Origin of the sequence: Paenibacillus glycanilyticus (genome assembly GCF_023715145.1) — a bacterium.
In the GTDB taxonomy this organism is placed as follows: Bacteria; Bacillota; Bacilli; order Paenibacillales; family Paenibacillaceae; genus Pristimantibacillus; species Pristimantibacillus glycanilyticus_A.
The window spans coordinates 89,991-113,047 of the sequence record NZ_JAMBNP010000002.1 but is presented as its reverse complement, the minus strand read 5'-3'; the positions used below and the strand labels follow the sequence as shown (position 1 = coordinate 113,047).

Below are 23,057 nucleotides of genomic sequence, written 5' to 3'. Positions count from 1 at the left end.
CCCCCTGCTTTCATTTTTTTAAAATGATCGGCGACTCCAGAATGTCAACGTTTTCATATTTAAATATTAGAACTAATGCGGTTAATCCGCGGGAAATCCCGCTTCCTAAAAGGATTCCAATCCCTTTCCGATCCACAAAAAAACTACTTAATTACAAAATAAATGTATTAATTAGCAAAAAAATTTCTGCCTCTTATTCGCCCGAAGGAACCTCCAGGGCATAAGTATCGCCATAAGGAATGCCAAAGTCAGGCGTTCCGTCAGGCTTCCAGCCAAACTTCTGAATACGTGTTGCGCGAAGCTTCGTCTCGGCACCCGGTGCAGGCAGCGCATGGAACACGATCCAATCCTCCCGATCATCCGGCGACTTGGTGAAGCTGTTATGCCCGGTCGCGTACACGCCTTGCTCAACGCTTTTCCGGAACACCGGCTCCATCGTTTTCGTCCAGGAATCCGCAAGCATCGGATCTGCCGAATCCTCCATCGCAAGCATCCCAAGCGCATAATCCTCGGACCAGGTAGTGCTCGCCGAATAAATGAGGAATACTCTGCCGTTTCGCTTCAGAATGACGGGACCTTCATTAATCGCCATACCGCCCTGCTTCTCCCACTCAAGGGTTGGAGCCGTAAGCAAGACATGATCACCGGTTATTGTCCAAGGATCCTCCATCTGCATGATATAGATCGCTGATCCATAATCCGGAAAGTGACCATAGCCGGCATAAAGGAAGTACAGCCGATCATCCATCTGCAGGACGCTGCCATCAAGCCCAGGTACAGGAGTCGGAAGCGCGCCTTTCCAGCTCCATTCCCCTTCCAGCGGATCTGCATTGTCATTCTCTAGGACGCAGATCCTTCGGGAGTCATCTCCTCCGCCATCATTCGCCGTGTAGTAGATATACCATTTGTCATTTAGGAAATGAATTTCAGGTGCCCATAAATGATGACTGTACGGACCGTCAGGCTCCGGTGTCCAAACGGTTTGTCTTTGCCCCTCCGCAAGTCCTGTCAAACTGGCCGATTGCGTCAGCTCCAGACGATTCCCCCGTGTACACATGAAATAATAATAACCATCGGTATGCTTATACACCCAAGGATCGGCAGCGCTTGCAACAACGGGGTTGCAAAACGTTTCAGCATTTACCATCTACTCTCTCCTTTACTCGCTCCTTCATTACTCCTTGCATCTCCTATTATCTAGGAGATTCCGTATGATGAACAATTACGAAAGCGCTTTACTTTTTGTACGAAAAAAGGAATAGCCAAAGCGGTTTCGACGGTCGAAAAAAAACCGCCTCTAGGAGACGGTTTGATTTATTGCGTTATCTCAATTGTTGTTTACGCCATTCGAACGGTGTAATTCCTTCGGCTTTGACGAAAAAATCATAGAACCGGCTGGAAGAAGTGAAGCCTACCTCCGAGGATATCGATTCAATCGCTTTATCGGTCTGCCGCAGCAGCCTTTTAGCCTCTTCTACCCGAAGATTAATCATATATTGTTTTGGCGACACGCCTATGATTTCCGAAAATTTTTTGCGCAGATTGCTCTCGGATACGTAATGCTTGGATGCAAGCTCATGCACGGTCAGCTGGCTGTAGAACCTGGCGTGAATTTCCTTTAATACCTCGTGGATAATCGTCTGATCGTTCCTGCCGCCAGCCGCATGGACGGAGTTTGTTTTATAGCGCTGGAACAAGATAACCGCCGTCTCGAAGGCAATTCGCATAATATTATGGGAATCGATGCAGCCTTGCTCTTTCTTCCATTCCCTCTCCAGCTGACCAATGCTGATCTCTGCCCAATTCGTATCCTCCTCGTCCAGCTGGATACAGTGAATCCGGTTATGCTCGTATCCCGCATGGAACAGGTATTGGGACTGCAGCGGAAGCTGGTCATGGTTGAAATGAACGGAGACTCCTCTCCAAGGAACCGTACTTACAAACCCGTGATGAAGTCCGGGAGGGATCAGGATTAAATTGCCTGCACCCACCTTTATATTTTGTTCCGGCGAGCTGTAGTACCCTTCTCCATCCAGAACCAAAGTCAATTCATCATAATCATGAGAATGTGAGATAAAGATGCCGTCTCCTTCAATCGGTTGAAAGGTATGCGGCTTAAAACGGTCGATGCTTATAATAAAGCCTTCATTACACTGTTCCATCTTCCATCCCCCTTAGCCTTTACATGCTGTGGTTCCTGCAGCCCTATTAGGAAATTATAGCAATTATTCCAGCAGCTGCTCAAGCAATGGTTCGAATAAGAGATTGGAGATGCAACAGATAGATTCAAGCTTTTAACCGGTCGTACACGGCATGGTTAATTTCCTGTTCCTTCAAATGACGTTTGCCATTTGGGCCTTCGCCGCAAGCCCCGTCAAACCAGACGCAAAATAATTCCCCGTAGTCCTCCAGCAGCTCTGGCATCCCTAATCGTTACGCTTAACTAATATCCCCCTCCATTTTTCAGACGGTTGACTTGGTGGACAATGCTCTGTCTTCATATTAATAGAACAAACTAGAAAACGAAACGATCATGTGTTCATTTCCAGAATGAACAAAGAAGGGGTTCCGTGCATGGTCACCGCCAGCGCATGCATGGCTCTTGAACAAGCAATATACAGCATGCTTCTATCCAGTTCTGAATTGTAATTAGACTCGCTCGCAAAAGGCACGATAACCTGGTCGAACTCCAAGCCTTTTGCCATATGGGCAGAGGTTATAATAACTCCCTCCTGAAGCTGTCGCTGCTGAAGGTAAGCAGATGAATCGGTTCTTGGGTTACACCTAACTCTCCATATAGCTTTTCCGCCTGATCCTGCGTCTTGCAAATAATTCCTAAATTGCGATTCCCCGATTGCATGAACTCGGTAATGAGATCGTTTATTTGCATGATTTCTTCGTCACGGTCCGACGCTTGAAAAATCCGGGGCTACTCGCCATGCCGCTCAATCGGAATGATCTTGCTGTCAGGATTAATCTTCTGAATGAATTGAACAATTTCGCAGGTTGAACGGTAACTCTTGAGCAGCTCTACCGTGTGTGCCTCAGGAAATACCATCTTAATGACCGAGAGCGAAGAGGAGGAATAAGGATTAACCGATTGGGAGCTGTCGCCTTGAATCGTTTTTTTTGCACTTGAACAATAAGGAGAGGACCGCATACTGAAATGAGTTATGTAAGCGCTTTAAATGATATCGTTTAAAACTCCCGAACCTGATGTTTATTGGCTAATTATACACCGTAAAGAATCGCTGGGTCTATTTACCTATTGGAATTTTATAAGATTCAACATAAAAATAAGCCGGCCAGATCAATCTGCCGGCTTATTGCTATTTATCTCAAACTCAACTTTATGGGGTGATCTATCGCAAGCGGATAGTCCTGGCCGTTCCAACGCAAGATCCCTCCAGGCCGGTCTGCGGCAACCTCCAATGCATCCTCCGACAGCTCAACGGAGACCGTCCCGCCATTGACCGGAACCGTGCCTTTGATCCACTCTAATCCGCCAAGCCGAGGCTCCACGATAAAGCTCTCGTAGCCCGGCGACGTTGGATACACGCCTAGATAATACCGTCCTAATACATAGATGGGACTTGCACCCCAAGCATGGCATAAGCTTTTGCCGTAACGGTCATCGTACATGCTAAGCCGCTCGGGACCGGTAATCTCCGGGTTATATTCCTCCCAGAAGGTCGTAGCGTTCAGCTTCATCATGCCGCCCCAATAATCCTGTATCTGCGCCGATACATACTCCAATTGACCAATCCCGCACATCGCCGAGAGCTCGTAGAACTTGAAGTACGGCGTGTTGATCTGCGGAACTTCGTCATTAAGAAGCACGTTTGCGATAATGCTCTCCCGTTGCTTCGAATCCGCAATATCCCATAACAAAGCAAATATATTGGCATGCCGCGTAATATTCCGCTTACCCGATTCGAAGCTGTCGATATAGGCACCTTGCTCCTCGTCCCAGAAGCTATCATCGATCCGGTTCTTTAACTGCTTGTAGCGCTCCAGGTATATTTCTTCTCCGGCGCCTATCAGCTCGCCGCAAGTCCACACCGCCTTTAGACTTTCTGCGTATAGCATTTGCACGGCACACACCGCGCCCGTCTTATCGATTTCCGCCCAGTCGATGAATACCCAATCTCCCTCTCTGCCGCGAATGAATCCGTCATCATCTGTTCGCGAGATGCAATAATCCATCATGGATTTCATCCGAGGATAGATCGAGGCGATAAAATCCAAATCTTTCGTCGTTTCATAATAATCGTAAACGCTCATTAGCCAGTAAAAGGAATAGTCGATAATCGTGTTAATATGCCGGACGATTGGATCCTTTCCCCGCAAAGCGACAATCGTCCGCTTCGTAATAGCCGGATCGAAGTACAAATAGTTATTGATCAGGTAACTCTGGTAAGCATCGCCCGACCATACCCAGCGGTCCCGCTTAATCCCGTCCAGGAAGAACTCCCGGCTGTTCAGGTGGAGCGTATATTCGGCTGTCTGCCAGATCTGGTTAATCAAAACATTCGAGCATGCAAAGCTTCCCTTTTGCTCAAGCGGCAAATACTCGTACATGGCAGTTAGTTCAAGCTGCTCCTTCTGCACCCCCTGAAGGAAAATATACCGGAACGCCCGCGGATGACAGCGATACGAATGGCTTGCTGCCGGAATTGTATCAATAATAATGCTATGATCTGTATCCAATGCTTCCTCTATCGATTCTCCATAAAAAAGCTTTATGTCCTTGGAGACTTGCAGGTTCTCGAATTGCAGCGCGGCAAAGGTTTCTTTGCCATAATCGTACAGAAGTCCGTCCTCTCTTTGTTCAACGGAAACAGGCAGGATCTCCTCATACTGAAAAGCAAAAATAGAAGGATCATCCTCTTGCTTCAGGTACAAGCCGTTACATCCGGCCGGCAGCCAATCGACGCTGTAATCATTTGCCTCCCAAGTTGAATTACTTGCGCTCTGTTGTCCTTCTATGAAGACAGAGGGCAAACCATCCGTACGCGCCACCATAATCTCGATCATATGGCTGCCGGCCGCGAGATTAATTGGTTTTCCGAAAGGATACCTTTTCCCATCCACCCATATGAGACCGCTGCCATGCGCATGCACCGTCATTTCTTCCGGAGTGTCGCACATTACTTCTTTGCGGAAACGTACATTATGATAGCAGTCGTCCAGCCGCCAGAAAGCAGGCCAACGATGATACCGTTCTTCTCGCCTCGTATTCAGCAGCAAATGATGATAAATCTCAAAATCTCCCGGATACCAAATCCATTCGGGGCTTTGACTCATCTCGAACTCATCCTCTCAGAACCTCAACATGTTGCGGAGGTTATATGCTGTAGTATGGTTCCATTATATCGGCTGTATGATTTCAACTTCCCGCTGATAACGACATTTTACCCCTGTAATCATGACATACTGACTATGGACGGGTTATACTGCAGGTATATCAGATGCGAGGAATGAGCCGACCGATGAACAATTCCTATCAGGTATTTGAGAGTCAACATTTTTTGCAAGACAATCTGCATATGATGGTCAACCGGTTCACGGAAGATTTTCTGGTTCCCTATCATGCGCATGATTTCATAGAATTTAGTTATGTTGCCGAAGGAACGGGCTTCCACCATATTGGTCAGGACACCTTTCCCATTCATAAAGGGATGCTGTTCGTTATACCGATTGGAGCAGCTCACGTATTCCGGCCTGCCTCAACGGAGCGGACCAGTAAACCGCCCGTCGTTTATAATTGCCTGTTTGATTTGCATTTGCTCAAGCAGCTGTCAGTATTTCTAGACCTGCCCCTTCAGGAGCATCTTGCTTCGCTTATTAGCAATGCCTCTTCCTATTACTCCGTCTTCGACCGGGATGGGTCGATTGAGAGAATCATGCTTCATCTATTTCAGGAAATGTCCGAGAGCCATATAGGTTCCAAAGCGATGCTGTATGCTTTGTTGAATCAATTGATTGTTACGGTGTACAGGCTGAAGTTTGAAGGTAACGAGACGCAGCTGCCTACATCCGAGAGCTTTCATCATGTCATGGATTATATAGAGCAAAATTTTAATAGAGCCCTAACGCTGTCCGAATTGTCCCGCGTATCGGGATGGAGCTCAAGACAGCTTCAGCGGCTCTTCGCGAAGTATACGGATCAAACCTTTGGCGCTTTTCTTCAAAGTCTCCGTATTCGGAAAAGCTGCGAGTTGCTGCGCGGCAGCAGTCATAAGATTGCGGTTATTGCGGAGCTGGTTGGATATACGAGCATCGATTCTTTTAATATCGCATTCAAAAAGAATGTTGGCTTGACGCCTACGGAATACCGGAAGTCTTCCTTGTAAACGAAACGAATAAACGATGAACTGCAGAGCCAGCCGTGCAGATACACCCGCACGGCTAGCTCTCATTCTATATTCAACTTAATGATTTGAACGTCGTAACCTGCAAGCTCCGTTTGGCCGCCTTGGACAGAACGGTCTGTCAGAAGGTCGATGCCGGCGTTTTCACCAAGCTGGACCGTAACAGAAGCTGCATTATGATTGAGCACAAACAAGTAATCTTGACCGTCTTTGGTACGCAGAGTAGTCTCCACGCCTTCCGGTGTTGAAGGTACTAGAGGCTTGATGCCGCGGGCTGCGCAAAGCTTCGGCAGCCAATCCTGCAGGAATGCTTCTTCCGGACTTGTTGCCAGATACCAGGCTTCGCCCGCTCCAAACTTGTTAACGGTAAGGGCTGGCATGCCGCGGTAGAAATCATCCCCGTAGACCGCCTTCACTTCGGCGCCTTCCGAATGAATCAGATCGCAGAGCATACCGCACTCATATTCAGCTTTCGATCCAAGCGTATGATCCGACAGAACTAGCCTGTTGCGCTGGGAAGGAAGCAAAGCGTCAATCTCCTCCGCCCAGATGCCAAACAGCTTGCGGAGCTCCCCAGGATAACCTCCCAAAGTAACGAGATCCGTCTCATTCACAATGCCGCTGAAGTAGGTCGAGATGACCGAGCCGCCTGCTTCAACGAATTTTTCCAGCTTAGCTGCTACGCCTTGCTTCACCATGTACATCACAGGCGCGATGACGAGATCATAATCGCTTAAATCCGCTTCCACTCTGACAACGTCTGCGGCGATTCCCGCACGGTATAAGGCATCGTAGAATTTATGGGCTTCATTCACGTATTTAAGGGCAATGGATGGACCGCTGGACATTTCAACCGCCCACCAGTTTTCCCAGTCGAACAGAATCGCGACTTTTGCCTTCACTCTTGAATCGAGCAGCGTGTCTCCCAGCTTCGCAAGCTCGGCCCCAAGCTCCGCGCATTCGCGGAATACCCGAGTATGCTCATGGCCGACATGCTCGATAACCGCCCCATGATATTTCTCGCAAGCCCCGATTGAACGGCGCAGCTGGAAGAAGAGGATGGTATCGGCACCGCGCGCTACCGCCTGATAGCTCCATAACCGCATCACGCCGGGACGCTTAAGCGAGTTGTATGGCTGCCAGTTCTGCTGGCTTGGCGTCTGCTCCATCAGCATAAACGGCTGGCCGTCCTTCAGTCCGCGCATCAAATCATGCATCATGCCCGTGTAGCTGTGCGGCGTATCGAAGCGCGGATAGTTATCCCAGGACACAACGTCCATATGCTTCGCCCATTTGTGGTAATCCAGCTTCTTGAAGGCGCCCATCAGATTGGTCGTAACCGGAATGTCCGGCGTATGCTTCTTCACCGCTTCATACTCCAGCTTGTAGCAATGAAGCAGACTGTCGGAATGGAACCGAATATAATCAAGCGATAGTCCCTGGAAGTTAGTATCCGTCCGGCCATTTGCGCCGTACCATTCCTCGCTTCGGCCGCTTGGCAGCACGATATCCTCGAAATCATAGAAAATATGACCCCAGAACGCGGTATTCCAAGCGCGGTTGACCGCTTCAATCGTACCGTAACGCTCCTTCAGCCAGACGCGGAAGGCAGCTTCGCAGTTGTCGCAGTAGCAATTCCCCGCTCCGCCGTACTCATTGTTGATATGCCAGATGAGCAAAGCCGGATGATCTTTATACCGTTCGGCAAGCTTTTCCGCCATGCGCGCCGAATATTTGCGGAACGTCGGGCTGTTCGGACAGGAGTTATGACGCCCGCCAAACTTGCGTTTACTGCCGTTGAAGTCCACTTGCAGCACATCCGGATATTTGCGCGCCATCCAGGCGGGATGCGCAGCCGTGCTTGTCGCGAGACACACGCCAACGCCGTCCGCATGAAGCTTGTCCATCATTTCGTCAAGCCAGCCGAAATCATAGGTATCCTCGTCAGGCTGGTTCTTCGCCCAAGCAAATACGTTTAATGTCGCCACATCGATCCCGGCAAGCTTGAACATCCGCAAATCCTCGTCCCAGACTTCCTTCTCCCATTGGTCCGGATTATAGTCTCCGCCGTACCAGATCTTTGGTTTTTTATCATTTATCATCTTGTCACACCTCTTTGCATATGATAAAACTGCATTATCTTCTTATATTGTAAGCCTTAACATTTCTTCTACCTATATAAAATTAACGATATCGCATATAAAAATATGGAGGTTCCCCATGATGAGACGTGTCGTACCTGCCTTCCCCTCGGAGCCTCTGCCGCTGCAGCTGGAGACCATTGGATTCAACCCCGATCAAGAGACGCTCCACCGGCCAAGCGGCTATCCCCAATTTCATTGGCTTCAGACGATGAGCGGAGAAGGCGAACTAACGGTGAACGGCCAGACCTGGAAAATGACGGAGCACTCCGGCGTTCTGCTCGCTCCGGGTACGACTCATCGGTATGAAGCGAAAAACGGCTGGTGGCAGACGGGATATATTACGTTTCAAGGGAGCATGGCCGCAAGTATTGTGCAATCCTTTGGCTGGAGCAGCGCCGAACGATTTCAATGGGAGGCTGGCAGCGACCGCATCTCCGGCCATCTCAACAGCATGCTGACGTTCGCCGAGTCCGGCAGCGATCCTTCCGGCTGGCAGTCCTCGGCCGATTTGTATCAATTCCTTACCCTCCTGCGGACAGAGGCGCGCACGGATAACCGGCCGTCCATGTCCAAGCGTCTTGAGCGGGTGCAAGCGCTGCTCGACTGGCTGGAACAAGAATTCGCGAATCCGGAGATTGGACTGTCCGATATGGCCTCCCGGCTTGGCCTCGGAGAGCGGCAGTTAAACGAAAGATTCCGGGAACTGTTCGGCCAGACGGCCTATTCTTATCTTATTCAGCTTCGCATCCGCAAAGCGAAGGAATGGCTTCCTTCCCGGCCGGATTGGACCGTGCGCCGCATCGGCGAAGCGGTCGGATTCCGAGATGCGAGCCATTTCGTATCTACGTTCCGTCAGAAGGAAGGCATGACGCCGGAGACTTACCGAAAGCTGTATGGACCCTGACAGCCGTTCTGACTCTGGATTCTATCGGCTGGCAGCAAATCACTGATTCCGCATATAGCTTCGCGGGGGATAACCGCCCTGACAACGGACATGTCGAATCGCATCTGGGATCTCAACAAATATCACCTAAGCCGGCTTTTTCAAAAGTCCGAACAAACTTCGCCGCATGCCTATCTTCGCGACGGCAGGATGGAAGCCGCTATTTCGATGCTTCGAACACGGAGCTTCCCATTCATGCGATCGGGCAGCAATGCGGCTTTGAAAGCCCTAGCTACTTCGGGAAAGTATTTCGCGAGTACGTACAGCTTTCATTTTTCTTGAATTGATACGTAAAATACGCCGGCGTTTGCAATCCTACTCGTTCCGCTACTTCATAGATCTTGATCGTAGGATCCTGCAGCATTTCCTTCGCCTTTTTCATTCTCAGGTTCTTCACAAAGTCCGAAATCGTCAGCCCTGTTTCTTTCTTGAACAATACGCTTAAATGCCCTGCACTGAGATGAAACTTGTCTGCAAGCGGCATAACAGAAAAGCCCCGGCGCAAGTCATTAGACTTGTGCAAGGGCTTTTTCTCTGCGTATAACAAACAGAATCCACCATCCCAACAACCCGCCGAGACCATTCAGCATAAGATCGTCGACATCAAAGCTGCCCATCGCAAAAACAAACTGCGCGCATTCCAATGCCAGGCTTATGCCAAAAGAAATCGTGGCTGCGCCAAGTAACGAGTTGGTAGTGCTGCGTTTCGTCCATAGACCGACAAGAATGCCGCAAGGCAGGAATATCGCGATATTGCCAAAGAAATTCACTTGGTCATTACGGTCCGACAACCGGTGAAGATTTTGCGAGATCGATTCGAACGGCGTAAAGTTAGCCCGTTGCAGCCCATACTCCATATATTGCGGGTATTCTAACGACCAGTGAAGCTGCTGCCATAGATAAGCCATGCTCACCGAGCTAAACTTAAACAAGATTACCTTGAGCAAAATGTATAAATAAAACAAAAATAGAACCGATAGGATACTGCCTTTGGTGTACTTCATTCGAATTCCTGCCTTTCTGTTAAGCCATTTACGATGACTTAATCAGAATAAGGCGATTTGTTTAAAAAATAAGCAGGGCAAATCTAAAGTTTTTCTTAACTAAGCTCCGCCCAGCATTGGGTCTCCGTCGTTACCGTTTCGCCCGATTGAAGAGATTGCTGCATCATGAGCGCCAAATAATGATCCTGGCAGGCTTCCGCCAGGCTATAGAATTCCTCGCCTCCGGCAGCATATGCGGCCATTTGTTCCAGACAAGCAGCCACCGCAATTTCGTCGTCGGTCAGACGCGCCGGTACGGTAGGGTTCATGTATACGACCTGTTCGCCGCAATGCAGGCTTTTCAGGTAATATCCTTCCAAATTGCCGTCCAGTCCTGCCTGTTGACGGGTCATCTGCAAGTGAACCGGAGTCTTGTGATCAAGCAGGTAACGGACATCAAAATTGTTGATTTCGCCTCTGTCCCCTCTAACCAGCACGCGCGGCGAGCGGATCCACGAGAAATACTGGTCGCCGGTAAAATCGTAGACTCCGTATTTTCCGCCAAAATCGAAGGAGGCCATAACCTGCTTCGACAATACGATGCGGCTTTCCGCCGACGGACCGGAACGGCCAGGACTCTCCGTAATCGGCGAAGTGAACGCCGCTGCGCGAATCTCCGCGTTCTCGAAGCCAATGCCGAGATATCGGCGCATGAGGCTGATGCCATGATAATCGTGCGCGGACGATACTTGCGCCTGCGTCACCTCGCCAAGCTTGCCCGAGCGGACGATGGCCAGCCTCCCGGCATGATTGGGCTGGAAGGCATATTGCTCCGCAACCTGAATCCGTCCCTTGCCGCCAACCTTTCCGTATAAGGCGATAAGATCCTCCAGCGTCTCGGCGGGAGGCGTCTCGCAGAGCACTGCGATATCCAGGCTGGTCAATTCCAGCATCACATCCGGCGCAGCCTTCCGCGGCACGCTGACCACGGCAAACGCAAGAGACGCTGCATCCGTCATCGCCTTGACCGAACGGAATGTCGGCACTCCCCAGGTCTGCTCGAATGCCCGGCCTTTCTCCGCATCGCGTATCACAACACCCGCAACTTCGAACCGCTCGGGCAGCGCTTTTGCAATGCGCAGGAAAAACTCGCTGCGCCAGCCGCCCCCTACTATGCCAAACCGTACTATGCTCATATAATCCTCCCGTTTCTGCCTCTCCGTACTGAAGACTCAAATTTATCGACAGGGAAAATTTGCGATAACCCCACCTCTTCCCCCAGTATATCAGGAACTTGTCCTTCAAAAAAATAAAGAAAAGCCCGTAGTCCGGATGCGTTCCGAACCCGAGGGCTTTAGAGACAAGCTGAACAATCAGCCTGAGGTCTTTTCGCGAAGATGGTGATAGCGGGAATCTTGGCTTGGTACCGCCGCAGACTGCCGGATGGTAAGCGAAGGAGCAAGTACGACTCTCTCGGATACTTCGCCCGGCTGTCCAATCCGACGGACCACAAGCTGCACAGCCCGCTGTCCCATCTGTTCGATCGGCTGGGCAACCGTTGTAAGAGGCGGATCCGTTACGGAAGCGAGTACCGTATCGTCAAACCCGATTATTGAGCAGTCCTGCGGAATGCGCAGTCCCAGCTCTTTTGCCGCACGGAGCGCCCCGATCGCAAGAAGGTCGTTGCAGCAAAATATGGCGGTAGGACGGTCCTTCATCTGAAGCAGCTCCATCGCCCTGTCCTTGCCGTCATTATGGCCGCAGCTGACGACAAACAGCGGTTCAAGGACAAGGCCTGCCGCTTCGGCCGTCTGTCTAAATCCTTTTACCCGCTCTCTGCTGCTGCTGATTGAATCCTGCTCCGCCAGAACGGCAAGCCGGCTATGGCCTAGCAAAATGAGATGCTCGGCCGCGGCAGCTCCACCCGCATAGTCGTCCACTACAACGGACGGAACTTCAACCGAGGGAAACTCCCTGGCGAGCAGCGCGACCGGAACGCCGCCTTGCAGCAATGGATTTAATACGGACAGGTCCTTCATGCCGGTGCTTATAATGACGCCGTCAACGTTTTTCTGCTGCAGCAGCGCGGCATAATGGAGGGCCTTCTCGTCCTTGTTATCGGTGCTGCATATAAAAACGCTGTAACCGTGACGCTGCCCCTCGTCCTCGACGGCCCTCGCGATCTCGGCGAAGAAGGGGTTCGAGATATCCGGCACGAGCAGACCAAGCGCGTAGGTCTTCTTGCCGGTAAGCGCGGAAGCGATCATGCTTGGCTTGTAGCCCATACGCGCCATGATCTGCCTGATCTCTTCGCGGCGTTCCTCGCTGATCTTTCCTTTGCCGTTAATGACAAGGGATACCGTAGCAATCGATACGCCGGCTTCCTTGGCTACATCGTATATGGTCGCTTTCATCATTGGCAGCAGTCTCCATTCGCGCGTAACATCGTTAAGTCCATTATGCGCGTTCAGGAGAGCGCTTTCAACGTTTATCTGAAATAAATGATATTAGGAGCTTATATTTTCTACCTCAACGGAGAGGACATTCTTCAACCGGCGCATCTCCTCATAGACAGAGGTTGTCGGGTAGAGATCCCCGGACGACAGGACGAGCCGGATTTCCTTCCGGCCATCGCCAATGTCCTTAATCGTCGTATGCTTGATTTGATGATCCGACCGAATGCTGGCGAGCATGCCGTCCAGCTCGGCTGAGCGGTCGAAGATCATGCAGACGGATACGTCCCGTTCCCGCAGCTTCGACGGTCCGAATGCGCGAACGGCTTGCGGCACCAGATTAACGGCCAGAATGATAATGCCGGCGGCGGTGAAGGCTTCCTTATAAAAGCCTGCTCCTGCCGCAATGCCCAGCGCCGAAGCGGACCAGACCATTGCGGCTGTCGTCAGGCCGGAGATCACATCATTATTCCGCCTCAGAATAACCCCGGCGCCAATGAAGCCAACCCCGCTTACGATTTGCGCCGCGAGACGCATGGGATCCATATTGGTCATGCCCGGGTGCGCAAGCGCGGTTGCCGCTTCAATGGATACCATCGTAATGAGGCAGCTTGCGACGGAAATAACCATACTTGTCTTAATGCCAAGCGGCTTATGCCGAAGCTGACGGTCCACCCCGATCAGCAATCCGAGGGCTAATGCCGCACCAAGCTTAAGTGCAAACAAGGGTAGTCCCCCCTTCTGGAGATGCGCCCGCCTTATCCTGCACCGTTAAGCATGCTGATTTCTACCCCGGCGAGCAGCATAATGCCGATGCCATGATTGTCATTAACAACGGTGCGAAGGTCGTGCATATAGTAATCCGGCGAGAAGGAGTAACGCGAGCCGCTGCATACGCCGTGCACGTTGCCGGCACGGTCAATGGCATTCTCGGTTAACCCTCTCCACGCTTTTCTGGCAGCTGCCGCATAATCGCGGTCATCAGACAGCCAGCCAAAGCGGATGCCGCGGGCGAAGGCGTAAGTGAACATCGCGGTACACGAAGCCTCTTCATAAGCTTCCGGCTCGTTCAGCACCTGTCTCCATAATCCCGAGCTGCTCTGCAGGTCGGCAACTCCCAGGCACATGGTCCGGAAAAAGTCGAGCAGCGCAGCGCGGTCCGGATGATCCTCCGGCAGACGCTCGAGCAGCTCCGTCAGCGAGAACAGCACCCAGCCGTTGCCCCGTCCCCAAGGTACTCTTGTCGCCTGGCCGTATTTGAAATCATAGACATGCGACATGACCCGCTCTTCTTCTATAAAGAGGTAGCTTCTGAACAGCAGAAACTGCCGGGCCGCCTCATCCATAACTTCCCGGTTACCGCTAATAACCGCATAACGGGTCAGGAAAGGCGCGCTCATATAAAGATCGTCTGCCCAAAGCGTGTTGTCGAAGTATTCTCCTTCGCTCAGCCGGAAGAAAGCGCCGTCTTCTCTCCGCTCAAGCCGCTTCAGCATAAAGTCCGCGATTGGCTCCGCGATGCGGCGGAATATACCGCCGCCTTCCTGCAGGTACGCCTCCAGCATCGCAGAGCCAAACGAGCCGCAGTTGTCCAGCATCCGCGTAAGCACCAGCTGTTGATTGACGCTGGGGAAGCCGTACTCCTGGCGGTCCCACAAGGAATAATCGTACATATCCGTGCAGGTCCGGATATGCGAGAGAGCGTAATCGGACCAATCCCCGCGGTTCAATTCCCGCGCCGCGCGAAGCAAACCATACATCGTTACGCCAAGCGGATAGTCCCATCGTCCGAAGTTGGTCGCGGTGCCTACGGTCCATTTGTTGCTGAGCATCGCGTTCTCATAGTACGGACGAAGTCTGGTCTGAGGCATATCCAGCTCCCAATACGTGCTGGCGGCAGGCCGGCCGCTCAGATCGACGGCTGGCAGAAGGGCTGTCAGCCCGCAGACGCCGGATGCGTCAAGCTCTTTATTTGCCGCGATTGGTCCTGCATACAGCCACTTCCCATCATATCCGTGAATATGCACGGGCTGTATAAGAGCAAGCGGCTTGCCGTCTGCCGAAGCATGGAACTCGAAGCCCCACCCTCGCGCGCTGCTCTCCGTTCGGATCAATAAATGACCGCTGCTATACGCGGGCTTCAGACTTTCGCGGAAAGCTCCCGCTTCGGCTAGCTCCAAGACCAGCTTGCCGTCGAGCCATACCGAGGCCGGTCCAAACGCGCGGCCTTCCAGAACAAGAGATTCAGCTTTGGATACCGGAAGCCGTGTCCAGCCGTAACCGGCAACCGTTGCCGCCGGAGTCCCGTACTGTCGCTCCAGGTTTGGCTGTTTCTCTTCCGCCTCCAGCCACTTCGTGCGGGGAAGCCAGCTTATGCCGGTCTCCTCTTCCGGCTGCCGCTCATTAGGGAAATTCCCTTCTCCGAAGCAAGATTTCTTCACCGGCTCCGAGAATACCCATCCCGCGCTTCCGTCGCGGCTTGCAAACGGTGCAAGCACGTTCAGAATCCTGACCTTTGCTTCGTCTGCGCCAAACCGGCAGCCAAAGCCTGCAGGCGTACGCCTCGCTTCGATCAGAATCCGGTTCCATCCTTTGGCGAGCAGCATCGGAATAACAACGCGGGCATCCGGCTTCATCTCTTCCACTGCGGACGTACGGAACAACCGCTTATCATTCATATATAGCCGTATAGGGCCAATAGGCTCCAGATTGCAATCAATGGAGCGCTCATTGTCGCTCCATACAAGCCCGTACACGTAGGCGTAGTCGCCGTTTGCCGCTTGCGGCCACCTTGAACCCAGCTCCATGTTGTACAAGCCTTCTTCATCTTGCAAAATGCCTTGATGCGAGAAGGCGCGATAAGCAAACGGAACCGGCGGATTTGCGCCGACATAACGGCTCGCCAGAAGCTCCAGAATGCGGCGCTCCTCGTCGCCAAACGCATATCTTGCGCTGTCCCGGGGCTCTATATAGACGGTCATTGTCCGTTCCTCCCCTTGCCCGCAGCCGGTGACAGACGAATATCAAACGTCCGTTCATACGGCGTAATCACGTTAACGACAAGCGTCTCGCAATCAGCCGGATACGAAGCTCCGCGAATGGATTTCATCCGGTGTTCAAATGCGCCGCCATCCAGCTCAATCCGGTCTTCACCGGCCGAATAGATCACCGTGCCATCCTGCCAGAACTGCGTTCCCGGCTCCGCAGCCGTCCGCTTGCCTCCGCTGAATTGTCCATTCTTCCCGAATATGAAGGAAATCTGAGTCATCAGCACATCCGGTTTGTCGTTTCTTACGCGAATTCTCCAGCCTTCGGCAGTTTCGGTCAATTCCACCTGCACCTGGTGCTGCTGCAAATGCGTAACCTCGCGCAGCTGATGCGGCAGCAGATACCAAGGGCTCACCTTCCCTGCCGCAAATTCAGGCAGTTTATCGGTGGCAATCGGTCCGTAATAGCCCTTCGATTCCGTCCCCGACAGCAGATAGCCGTTCTCGAGCTGCTCCATCTCGTTCATCTTAATGAAGCCCGGCTCAAACGTGCTGCTTACTTGAACGCCAAGCAGCTGTGCCTTCCCGTGCCGCAGAGCAAAGAAGGAATTGGTCTCCGCCATAACCGTTACGCTTGTTTGCCCATCCAGCTGCCGGGCAACCGGCGCGCCAAATTCGGGATGGAGACGGCTATGATAGATCTTCCCGCCATGTCCCGCCGATTCCATCTGACCTAGATAATGCTTTCTGTCAAATTCCCCGTTAATAACGACCTTATAATGATCGGGCAACTTGCAAGCCTCAACGCCAGAGTCGCGCAGGTGAGGCTGAAGCAACAGCCCAAGCAAAGCATTGTTTGGAATCGCTCCCGGATGGGTGGACGCTTCCGCTCCCAGCTTGGCAAGCGCGGCAAACAACGGATCCTTGTCATGCTCCGCCATCAGGCAGGAGACATATAAATAGCCGGACATATCATGACGATGGCCAAAGTCCTGACGGCCGGAATAATCCGTTACCACTTCCCCGCCCGGATGGATGAGGTAAGCCATCATCCGCAAATTGCGGCGGACCGGCTCCAGCAGCTGGGGATGGCCAAGCAGCTCCGCCGTATGATACAGCATCACGTCGCTTACGCCGTTATAAATACCGTTGCTGCGCTCCGTCCATTCCCCGTCGTCCGTGCAATCCATTCCTTCCGCCAGCCATTCATCGGCACGGTCAACCAGCGCTTCATTTCCGGTCAGTCTGTACAGGAAACCAAGGGCGGCCGTCAGCACCCAACGATGATTAGGGGTATGGCAGCCTCCGGTCAACAACGCCGGAACCGACTGCTCCAGGAAGCGGCGGATATGGTTGCGGGCAGACTCCAGAGCTGCCCATTCGTGCTTCTCCAGCAGCTCATAAAGCTGAGCAAGCCCAACAACGGCAAACGCCGTATCCGGCGGCGAATGCATATTCGTCCAGCCCGGCGAGATCGTGCCGTCGGCATGCTGCTGACGGACGATAAAAGCCGCCGCCAGATCAAGACCGGCAAGCAGCTGCCCGTCATGGTAATAACGGGAATCCGGATTTACGAGCGCGCATCCCCAAATGGCCATTACGGCTAACGTTCCGGTATGGGCGGGGAACGGAATTCCGCTGTCCGGATCAGCCACTCCGCCGTAGAAGCGGCTCTCATTGTCTATAATCTGATTGTCTAATCCTAGCGTGACCCAGCCGTCGTTAACGGCTACCAGCTTCTCATACATTGCAATCATCCTTCCCAAGGTTCCTTTAAGCCGGCAAGCGTATGCCTGATTATTGCCAGTTCCGCCTCGATTCGCTTCGGTATTTCCTCGTAGAGCACTTCCCATGGAACAAACAAGGATTCCTGCTTTGCGAGCTCATAAGGGACGAATTCAAAGGCTGGCGTAAAACGGTGATATCTCTGCTGATAGGCTCGTACCAGCTCATTTGTTTGGTCATCGTACGTCGCTTTGGCCCTATACCATTCCGGCAAAGTCAGGCCATCCCGTCCCGCCTCTTGATCCGTTACGATTCTAGCGTTCGGCAGCAATTCAAATAGAATCGGCACCGGCGAGAAAGCATGTTTGCCGGGCTGGGAATAAAGATTGACTGTCTTTCCCGCAAGGTTCGAGCCGTATGGGAGCAGCGCCTTCAAATATTTGCCGTGGAAGCTTGCTTCCGCATCCGCAACCTCGCCAGCCTTGTCTACATAGATCCAGACATGCTCGAGCTCATATAAATGCTGAATGTCATAATCCCAATAAATAGCGAATTCAATCACGTAATCAATTCCGGCTTCCAGATGCTCGAAGCTGCGCCGAAAGGACGGGGAATGCCCGTCCTGACGAATCACGGACACCCCAACCCTTGCCGGGTAAAAAGGTTCCTTCTTATCGAAATACAACCGCGGCGCGTAAGCTGCCAGGAGCTTCATGTCCATGATCCCTAACCTCCGAGCGCCGTGAGCTTACCGAGCAGCCGTTCATGGCTGAGCTCAATGTCCTCGGGCGTGCATGCAGCCTTCAGCTCATACACCTTCACGGGAGCCGCCGCAATAATCGGGAGGAAACGGTCGAAGTAGTCCATATCGCCGCTGTGCACATACGGGCACCAGTGATCCGACAAGCCCACCGTCTCATGAATATGAATGCCCACGACATGGTCCTTGATCGCTTCCATATCCCGCGCGTTATCGTACAGTCCCATCCGTTCCATCATCATGCCGTGGCCAAAATCGTACCACAGGCCAACTCTCGCGCCCTTCAGCCGGTCAAAGACCGATTTCGCTTCGCGAAGCGTCGGCATTTGATAACAGCGCGAGCGGGTTTCAATACCGATCGATACGTCCCAGCCCTTTGCGTCAATCCGGTCGCATACTTCCTCGAGGCTGTCTCCGATCCGTTGCACATAATGGCCGGCTAACGATTCCCTGCGCTCGAGCATTTCGCTCCACAGCTTGATGTATCCTGCCGATTCGGGGCCTTGCTCGTTATAAATCTTCTTAAGCTCCTGATCGATGTTATAGTCGAACGGAACCTCTCCCGGATGAACAACTACCGCCTTCGCCCCGTACCGGTTCGCGTATTCGGCTGAACGGAGCAGCAGCTCGATGGAGCGCTGGCGCTTCTCCTCGTCGTCGAAGCCCAGCAATACCGAGTCGGTTCCGTAATCGGGATCCGCAACATGCGGGAACGTATTATGGACGCTCGACACCCCGATTTCTCCCCGTTCAATCATCGGCTCAATGGTCGTTAACAGCTCATTGGTCACATTATAGTTCAGCTCGACATAGCGGAAGCCAAGCTCCTTGATCTCCCCGATCATTCCGCTGCCTGTCTGATGCCGCTTAATATTCCAGCATGTTGAGAACGAATATTGCCCTTTGTCCTTCCCCATCATTTAAGCCCTCCAGATGAATAGCGGCGAATTGCCGCCTGTTTGCTTAGCCTTTAACCGCGCCAAGCATGACGCCGCTTACGAAATAACGCTGCAGCCACGGATAAACGATCAGGATCGGTACGGTTGCGAAGATAACGCTTGCCGCCTTCAAGCTTTCCGGCTGCAGCAATTGACCGCCGCTTGCCCCTTCTGCCGCCATCAATTCGCTGACCATGTTGTTTTGAACCAGCTGGTAGAGCTTTAATTGCAGCGGGTACATCTCCGGGCTGGTGATATACATCAAGGTGTCGGTAAAGCCGTTCCAACGGCCAACCGCATAGAACAAGCTCAGCGTAGCGATAACCGGCATCGACAGCGGCACGATAATGCTGACCAGGGTGCGGAAATAGGAGCTGCCGTCGATCTCGGCCGATTCCTCCAGCGAGTCGGGAACATTTTGAATAAACGTAATCAGGATAATGAGATAGAACGGACTGATAAGTCCGGGCAGTACCAGCGACCAAATGGAATCAAGCAGATGCAGGTTGCGCACCAGCATGTATTCCGGAATAATACCGCCGCTGAAGAACATGGTAATGACGATAATGAACATCACGATCTTGCGGCCCTTTAATTTGGTCTTGGCAAGCGGATACGCTGCCGCTATGGACATCAGCATGCAAAATACCGTGAATAGAACCGTCAGCATAACCGTAAAGCCAAGCGAACGGATCATGGACATATCCGAGAATACCTGCTCGTAAGCCCCCCAATTGATTTCCACCGGCAGAATGCTGACCTCGCCGGACATGATGGCACGCGACGAGCTTAAGGAAATCGCAATTATATGAATAAACGGAGCCAGACATAGCAGCACGAAGAGAATTATCGCAGAAGTGTTCATCGCATCAAATGTCCGGCTGGCGTGTCGATCTCTCATGTCTTATCGCTCCTTTCTCGTTTTCGATAGCATAGTTTTTACAGGATGCTTTGGTCAGCCAGCTTCTTGGAGGTATAGTTCGCGCCAAGCACGAAGACCAGTCCTACAATAGCCTGGAATAAACCAACCACGGTTGCGATCGTATATTGTCCGGATTCAATGCCGATGCGGTAGACGAAGGTGCTGAGCACATCCGCATAATCCCGAACGGCGGTATTGCCGATAATGTAAGGACGCTCAAATCCGATTGCGATCATGTGTCCCAGATTGATGATGAGGAGAGTTACGATCGTTGGCTTCAGCGACGGAAGCGTAATGCTCCAGATCTTTCTGAGCCGGCCTGCGCCATCCACATCCGCTGCTTCAAAGAGTTCCTTATTAATACCGGTAAGCGCCGCCAGATAAATGATCGTCCCCCATCCGGCGCTTTGCCAGACGCCAACTACCAAATAGGTGATTAACCAATCCTTCTTGTCCGTCAGAAACGGAATGGCGTCTAAGCCAAACGACGTAATGATATTGTTAATCATGCCAGACTGCGTGCCGAATACCTGGTAGACGATCCCGCCGATTATAACCCAGGAAATAAAATGCGGAATATACAAAATCGTTTGCGACAGCTTTTTGAACCAACCTATTTTCAGCTCGTAGAGCATAATGGCCAGGAATAGAGGAGCCGGGAAAGATACGATCAAGTCCAGAAAGTTAAGCATCAGCGTGTTGCGCAACACCTTGTAAAAGTCCGGCATCGCGAACACTTCCCGGAAGCCGTCGAAGCCGATCCACTCGCTGCCGTTAATGCCCTGGAAGAAGTTGAAATCTTTAAAAGCGATTAGAATGCCGTACATCGGACCGTATTTGAAAACAATAAAGTAACTGACCGGTAAAATAAGCAATGCGTATAATTGCCAATATCTGCGTAAATAAGCGGTTCCTTTCATCCTATCCACCCCTGTCCACTTACGATCATGCCCGGAGACGCGAGCATCATGGACGCTCCTCGTCTCCAAGCCTTTTCATCGATTCTGTCTTATTTCATTGCCTCGTAAGCTTTAGTGCGCTCATCCAAAATCGCTTGACCGCCGTTTGCCATATAATCCTTCATTACGGATTCAAATGTGCTTTCGAATTGATCCGGTTTCACCATCGTTGTTTTCACGATAATCTCGTTGAATTTATCAAGAAGCGCCGTGCCGTATTTCGCTTGCGCCTCGATCGGACGGTCGAACAGGACCGGCTTGATGGTATCGGATCTGGAGATCGACAAAGCTTTGCGCGTTTCCTCTTGGTAAGCTTCCGGCATGCCCACTACGTAAGCTTCAACGTTCTTGTCCGCATCGCCAAGCTGCTTGCCGTTCGAGATGATCGCCATATCGCCATAGTTGTAGATGCGGTTCTTCGCCTCGTCCGCAGCGTCGGCCTTCACGATAGGAACGCCATCCTCAAGCGTATAGTTCTCGCCTTCAACGCCGTTTTGCATATCAAACAGGTTGCCTTCCGAAGCCATCCAATCCAGGTATTTGATTGCTTCCGCGGCATGCTGGCTGCTCTTCGGAATCATCAGGAACATGCCGATTGGCGCGTATTCCGGCTTTGGATGCTTGCCTTCGGAGTTGGTGTAAACATCAACCGCGGAGAGCTTCGAATCCGGGATATTCTTCTGAAGCGTCGCGTACAGACCGTCCGGATAGAACGGGTTCATATCATCTTCGCTGAAGAAACCAACGAGGCCTTTGGCAGCGTCCTCGTTCAGCTTCTTCTTGTCTTCGTCAAGGCTGAAATCGGCGCTCATGAGTCCTTCGTTATACAGCTTGTTCATGAATTGCAGCGCTTCCTTGAAGCCTGGCAGCAAGACCGGATAGTCGCGCGATCCAAGCTGCTGGGTCAGCGTATAACGCTGATCATCGGTTACCGGCTCGATGAAGGACCAGATCAGCGGCTCATATTGGGCAGGCGCAAGCGACATGCCAAGCGGAATCACTTTGCCGCCGGTTTGACCCGGATCCTTTTCCTTGAACGCTTTCAGCGTCGCGTACAATTCATCCGTAGTTGTTGGCACCGGCATACTCAGCTTCTCGAGCCAATCCTGACGGATGAACGACGAGTATTTGCCCAAGTGGGAGCGTTTGGCCGGGAGCGCAAATTGCTTGCCCTCATATTGGCCGTACGCGAGCGTTTCGTCGCCCAGGAACTTCTTCAGGTTAGGGCCGTATTGATCAAGCAACTCGCCAAGATCCGTCAGACCGCCTTGCTGCGCGTAACGGTAGAAGGTACCCGAATCATACGTGAACACGATGTCCGGAACGTCGCTGCCGCTTGCCATCAATACGTTCAGCTTCTGAACCTCTTCCGAACGAGGGATCGGTACGAATTGTACGTTGATATTGTTAGGAGTGCCGAATTTGTCCTGAACAAACTGCGTTAAGTAGTTTTTTGTAATCGAAGAGCCTGCGGGGGAATTGCCCCGGTCGAATACTTCAACCTTTAGTGAAGATGCTTTTCCGCCGGAAGCCGCTTCGCCTCCCGTTGATTCGTTTGCTTTCTCGTTGCCGCCGTTGCCGCTGCATGCGCTGATCAGCATGGTGCCTGCTAGTGTAGCTGTTAATAGAGTGCTGGCTGTTTTTCTTCCTCTTTTGTTATGTTTCATTCGAATCCCAACCCCTCTTTCATCCCTTTTAGGTTTGTTTCCTGCACCCGGTTTTGTTATTAATTGAACACGCTTACAAGCGATGTTGTTGGTCCGGGTTTGGGAAGTGGCCTCAGTATGACACGGACTGCAGCATGGTGACAATAAACCAGTTTCGGCGGTGCAAACTTTTCCTCCGATGCCTTGCCCCATAAGGCTTCCC

Annotated in this window: 19 protein-coding genes and 1 pseudogene; 2 read left to right on the top strand and 18 right to left on the bottom strand. The window is 52.0% G+C overall.

Features of this window, described 5'->3' with window-relative positions:
- Positions 1-193: 193 nt before the first annotated feature.
- From M3194_RS05700 to M3194_RS05680, 5 genes and pseudogenes are all read right to left on the bottom strand, one after another.
- On the bottom strand, positions 194-1,147 hold the full coding sequence (locus M3194_RS05700; protein WP_251652343.1) for a glycoside hydrolase family 43 protein: 954 nt from the start codon (positions 1,145-1,147) through the stop codon (positions 194-196).
- 175 nt (positions 1,148-1,322) lie between these two features.
- The gene (locus tag M3194_RS05695; RefSeq protein WP_251652341.1) at positions 1,323-2,162 is read right to left on the bottom strand and encodes a helix-turn-helix transcriptional regulator; all 840 of its coding nucleotides are present in this window, start codon (positions 2,160-2,162) and stop codon (positions 1,323-1,325) included.
- Between the two features lie 124 nt (positions 2,163-2,286).
- Positions 2,287-2,424: a hypothetical protein gene (locus M3194_RS05690; RefSeq protein ID WP_251653217.1), complete on the bottom strand. Its 138-nt coding sequence runs from the start codon at positions 2,422-2,424 to the stop codon at positions 2,287-2,289.
- 107 nt (positions 2,425-2,531) lie between these two features.
- Positions 2,532-2,858 (bottom strand): annotated as a pseudogene (locus M3194_RS31200) (ATP-binding domain-containing protein); the annotation flags it as partial.
- Positions 2,859-3,333: 475 nt separating this feature from the next.
- Positions 3,334-5,307, bottom strand: coding sequence for an alpha-L-rhamnosidase-related protein (locus tag M3194_RS05680; RefSeq protein ID WP_251652338.1), 1,974 nt, complete (start codon positions 5,305-5,307; stop codon positions 3,334-3,336).
- A 185-nt stretch (positions 5,308-5,492) separates the two neighbouring features.
- Here M3194_RS05680 and M3194_RS05675 point away from each other — a divergent pair, with 185 nt between their 5' ends.
- Positions 5,493-6,356, top strand: a complete 864-nt coding sequence (locus M3194_RS05675; protein WP_251652336.1) for an AraC family transcriptional regulator — start codon at positions 5,493-5,495, stop codon at positions 6,354-6,356.
- Positions 6,357-6,418: 62 nt separating this feature from the next.
- Here the strand turns inward: M3194_RS05675 and M3194_RS05670 are convergent, their stop codons facing one another.
- Positions 6,419-8,476: a beta-galactosidase gene (locus M3194_RS05670; RefSeq protein ID WP_251652334.1), complete on the bottom strand. Its 2,058-nt coding sequence runs from the start codon at positions 8,474-8,476 to the stop codon at positions 6,419-6,421.
- A gap of 118 nt (positions 8,477-8,594) precedes the next feature.
- On the opposite strand from M3194_RS05670, the gene M3194_RS05665 reads away from it, so the two are divergent.
- Positions 8,595-9,422: a helix-turn-helix domain-containing protein gene (locus tag M3194_RS05665; RefSeq protein WP_251652332.1), complete on the top strand. Its 828-nt coding sequence runs from the start codon at positions 8,595-8,597 to the stop codon at positions 9,420-9,422.
- 271 nt (positions 9,423-9,693) lie between these two features.
- Here M3194_RS05665 and M3194_RS05660 read toward each other — a convergent pair whose 3' ends face one another.
- The 12 genes from M3194_RS05660 to M3194_RS05605 all read right to left on the bottom strand — a co-directional run bounded on the left by M3194_RS05660 (position 9,694) and on the right by M3194_RS05605 (position 22,855).
- Positions 9,694-9,945 (bottom strand): helix-turn-helix domain-containing protein, encoded by a 252-nt coding sequence (locus M3194_RS05660; protein ID WP_251652330.1) that lies wholly within the window; start codon positions 9,943-9,945, stop codon positions 9,694-9,696.
- Between the two features lie 25 nt (positions 9,946-9,970).
- Complete coding sequence (locus tag M3194_RS05655) at positions 9,971-10,465, bottom strand: VanZ family protein (RefSeq protein WP_251652328.1); 495 nt, start codon at positions 10,463-10,465, stop codon at positions 9,971-9,973.
- A gap of 95 nt (positions 10,466-10,560) precedes the next feature.
- A complete protein-coding gene (locus M3194_RS05650) occupies positions 10,561-11,640 on the bottom strand; it encodes a Gfo/Idh/MocA family protein (RefSeq protein ID WP_251652326.1) in 1,080 nt (359 codons plus the stop codon).
- 177 nt (positions 11,641-11,817) lie between these two features.
- The gene (locus tag M3194_RS05645; protein WP_251653183.1) at positions 11,818-12,858 is read right to left on the bottom strand and encodes a LacI family DNA-binding transcriptional regulator; all 1,041 of its coding nucleotides are present in this window, start codon (positions 12,856-12,858) and stop codon (positions 11,818-11,820) included.
- 93 nt (positions 12,859-12,951) lie between these two features.
- Complete coding sequence (locus M3194_RS05640) at positions 12,952-13,623, bottom strand: MgtC/SapB family protein (protein WP_251652324.1); 672 nt, start codon at positions 13,621-13,623, stop codon at positions 12,952-12,954.
- A 32-nt stretch (positions 13,624-13,655) separates the two neighbouring features.
- A complete protein-coding gene (locus M3194_RS05635; RefSeq protein ID WP_251652322.1) occupies positions 13,656-15,878 on the bottom strand; it encodes a glycoside hydrolase family 88/105 protein in 2,223 nt (740 codons plus the stop codon).
- A complete protein-coding gene (locus M3194_RS05630; RefSeq protein ID WP_311289768.1) occupies positions 15,875-17,641 on the bottom strand; it encodes a hypothetical protein in 1,767 nt (588 codons plus the stop codon). Before M3194_RS05630 ends, M3194_RS05635 begins: the two co-directional genes overlap by 4 nt.
- Positions 17,638-18,330 (bottom strand): hypothetical protein, encoded by a 693-nt coding sequence (locus M3194_RS05625; protein ID WP_251652320.1) that lies wholly within the window; start codon positions 18,328-18,330, stop codon positions 17,638-17,640. Before M3194_RS05625 ends, M3194_RS05630 begins: the two co-directional genes overlap by 4 nt.
- Positions 18,331-18,335: 5 nt before the next feature.
- Positions 18,336-19,286, bottom strand: coding sequence for a sugar phosphate isomerase/epimerase family protein (locus M3194_RS05620; protein ID WP_251653181.1), 951 nt, complete (start codon positions 19,284-19,286; stop codon positions 18,336-18,338).
- Between the two features lie 46 nt (positions 19,287-19,332).
- On the bottom strand, positions 19,333-20,208 hold the full coding sequence (locus tag M3194_RS05615; RefSeq protein ID WP_251652318.1) for a carbohydrate ABC transporter permease: 876 nt from the start codon (positions 20,206-20,208) through the stop codon (positions 19,333-19,335).
- A 38-nt stretch (positions 20,209-20,246) separates the two neighbouring features.
- Positions 20,247-21,149: an ABC transporter permease gene (locus tag M3194_RS05610; protein ID WP_251652316.1), complete on the bottom strand. Its 903-nt coding sequence runs from the start codon at positions 21,147-21,149 to the stop codon at positions 20,247-20,249.
- Between the two features lie 89 nt (positions 21,150-21,238).
- Positions 21,239-22,855 carry an extracellular solute-binding protein gene (locus M3194_RS05605; RefSeq protein WP_251652314.1) on the bottom strand — a complete coding sequence of 539 codons (1,617 nt, stop codon included), beginning with the start codon at positions 22,853-22,855 and terminating at the stop codon, positions 21,239-21,241.
- Positions 22,856-23,057: the final 202 nt, after the last annotated feature.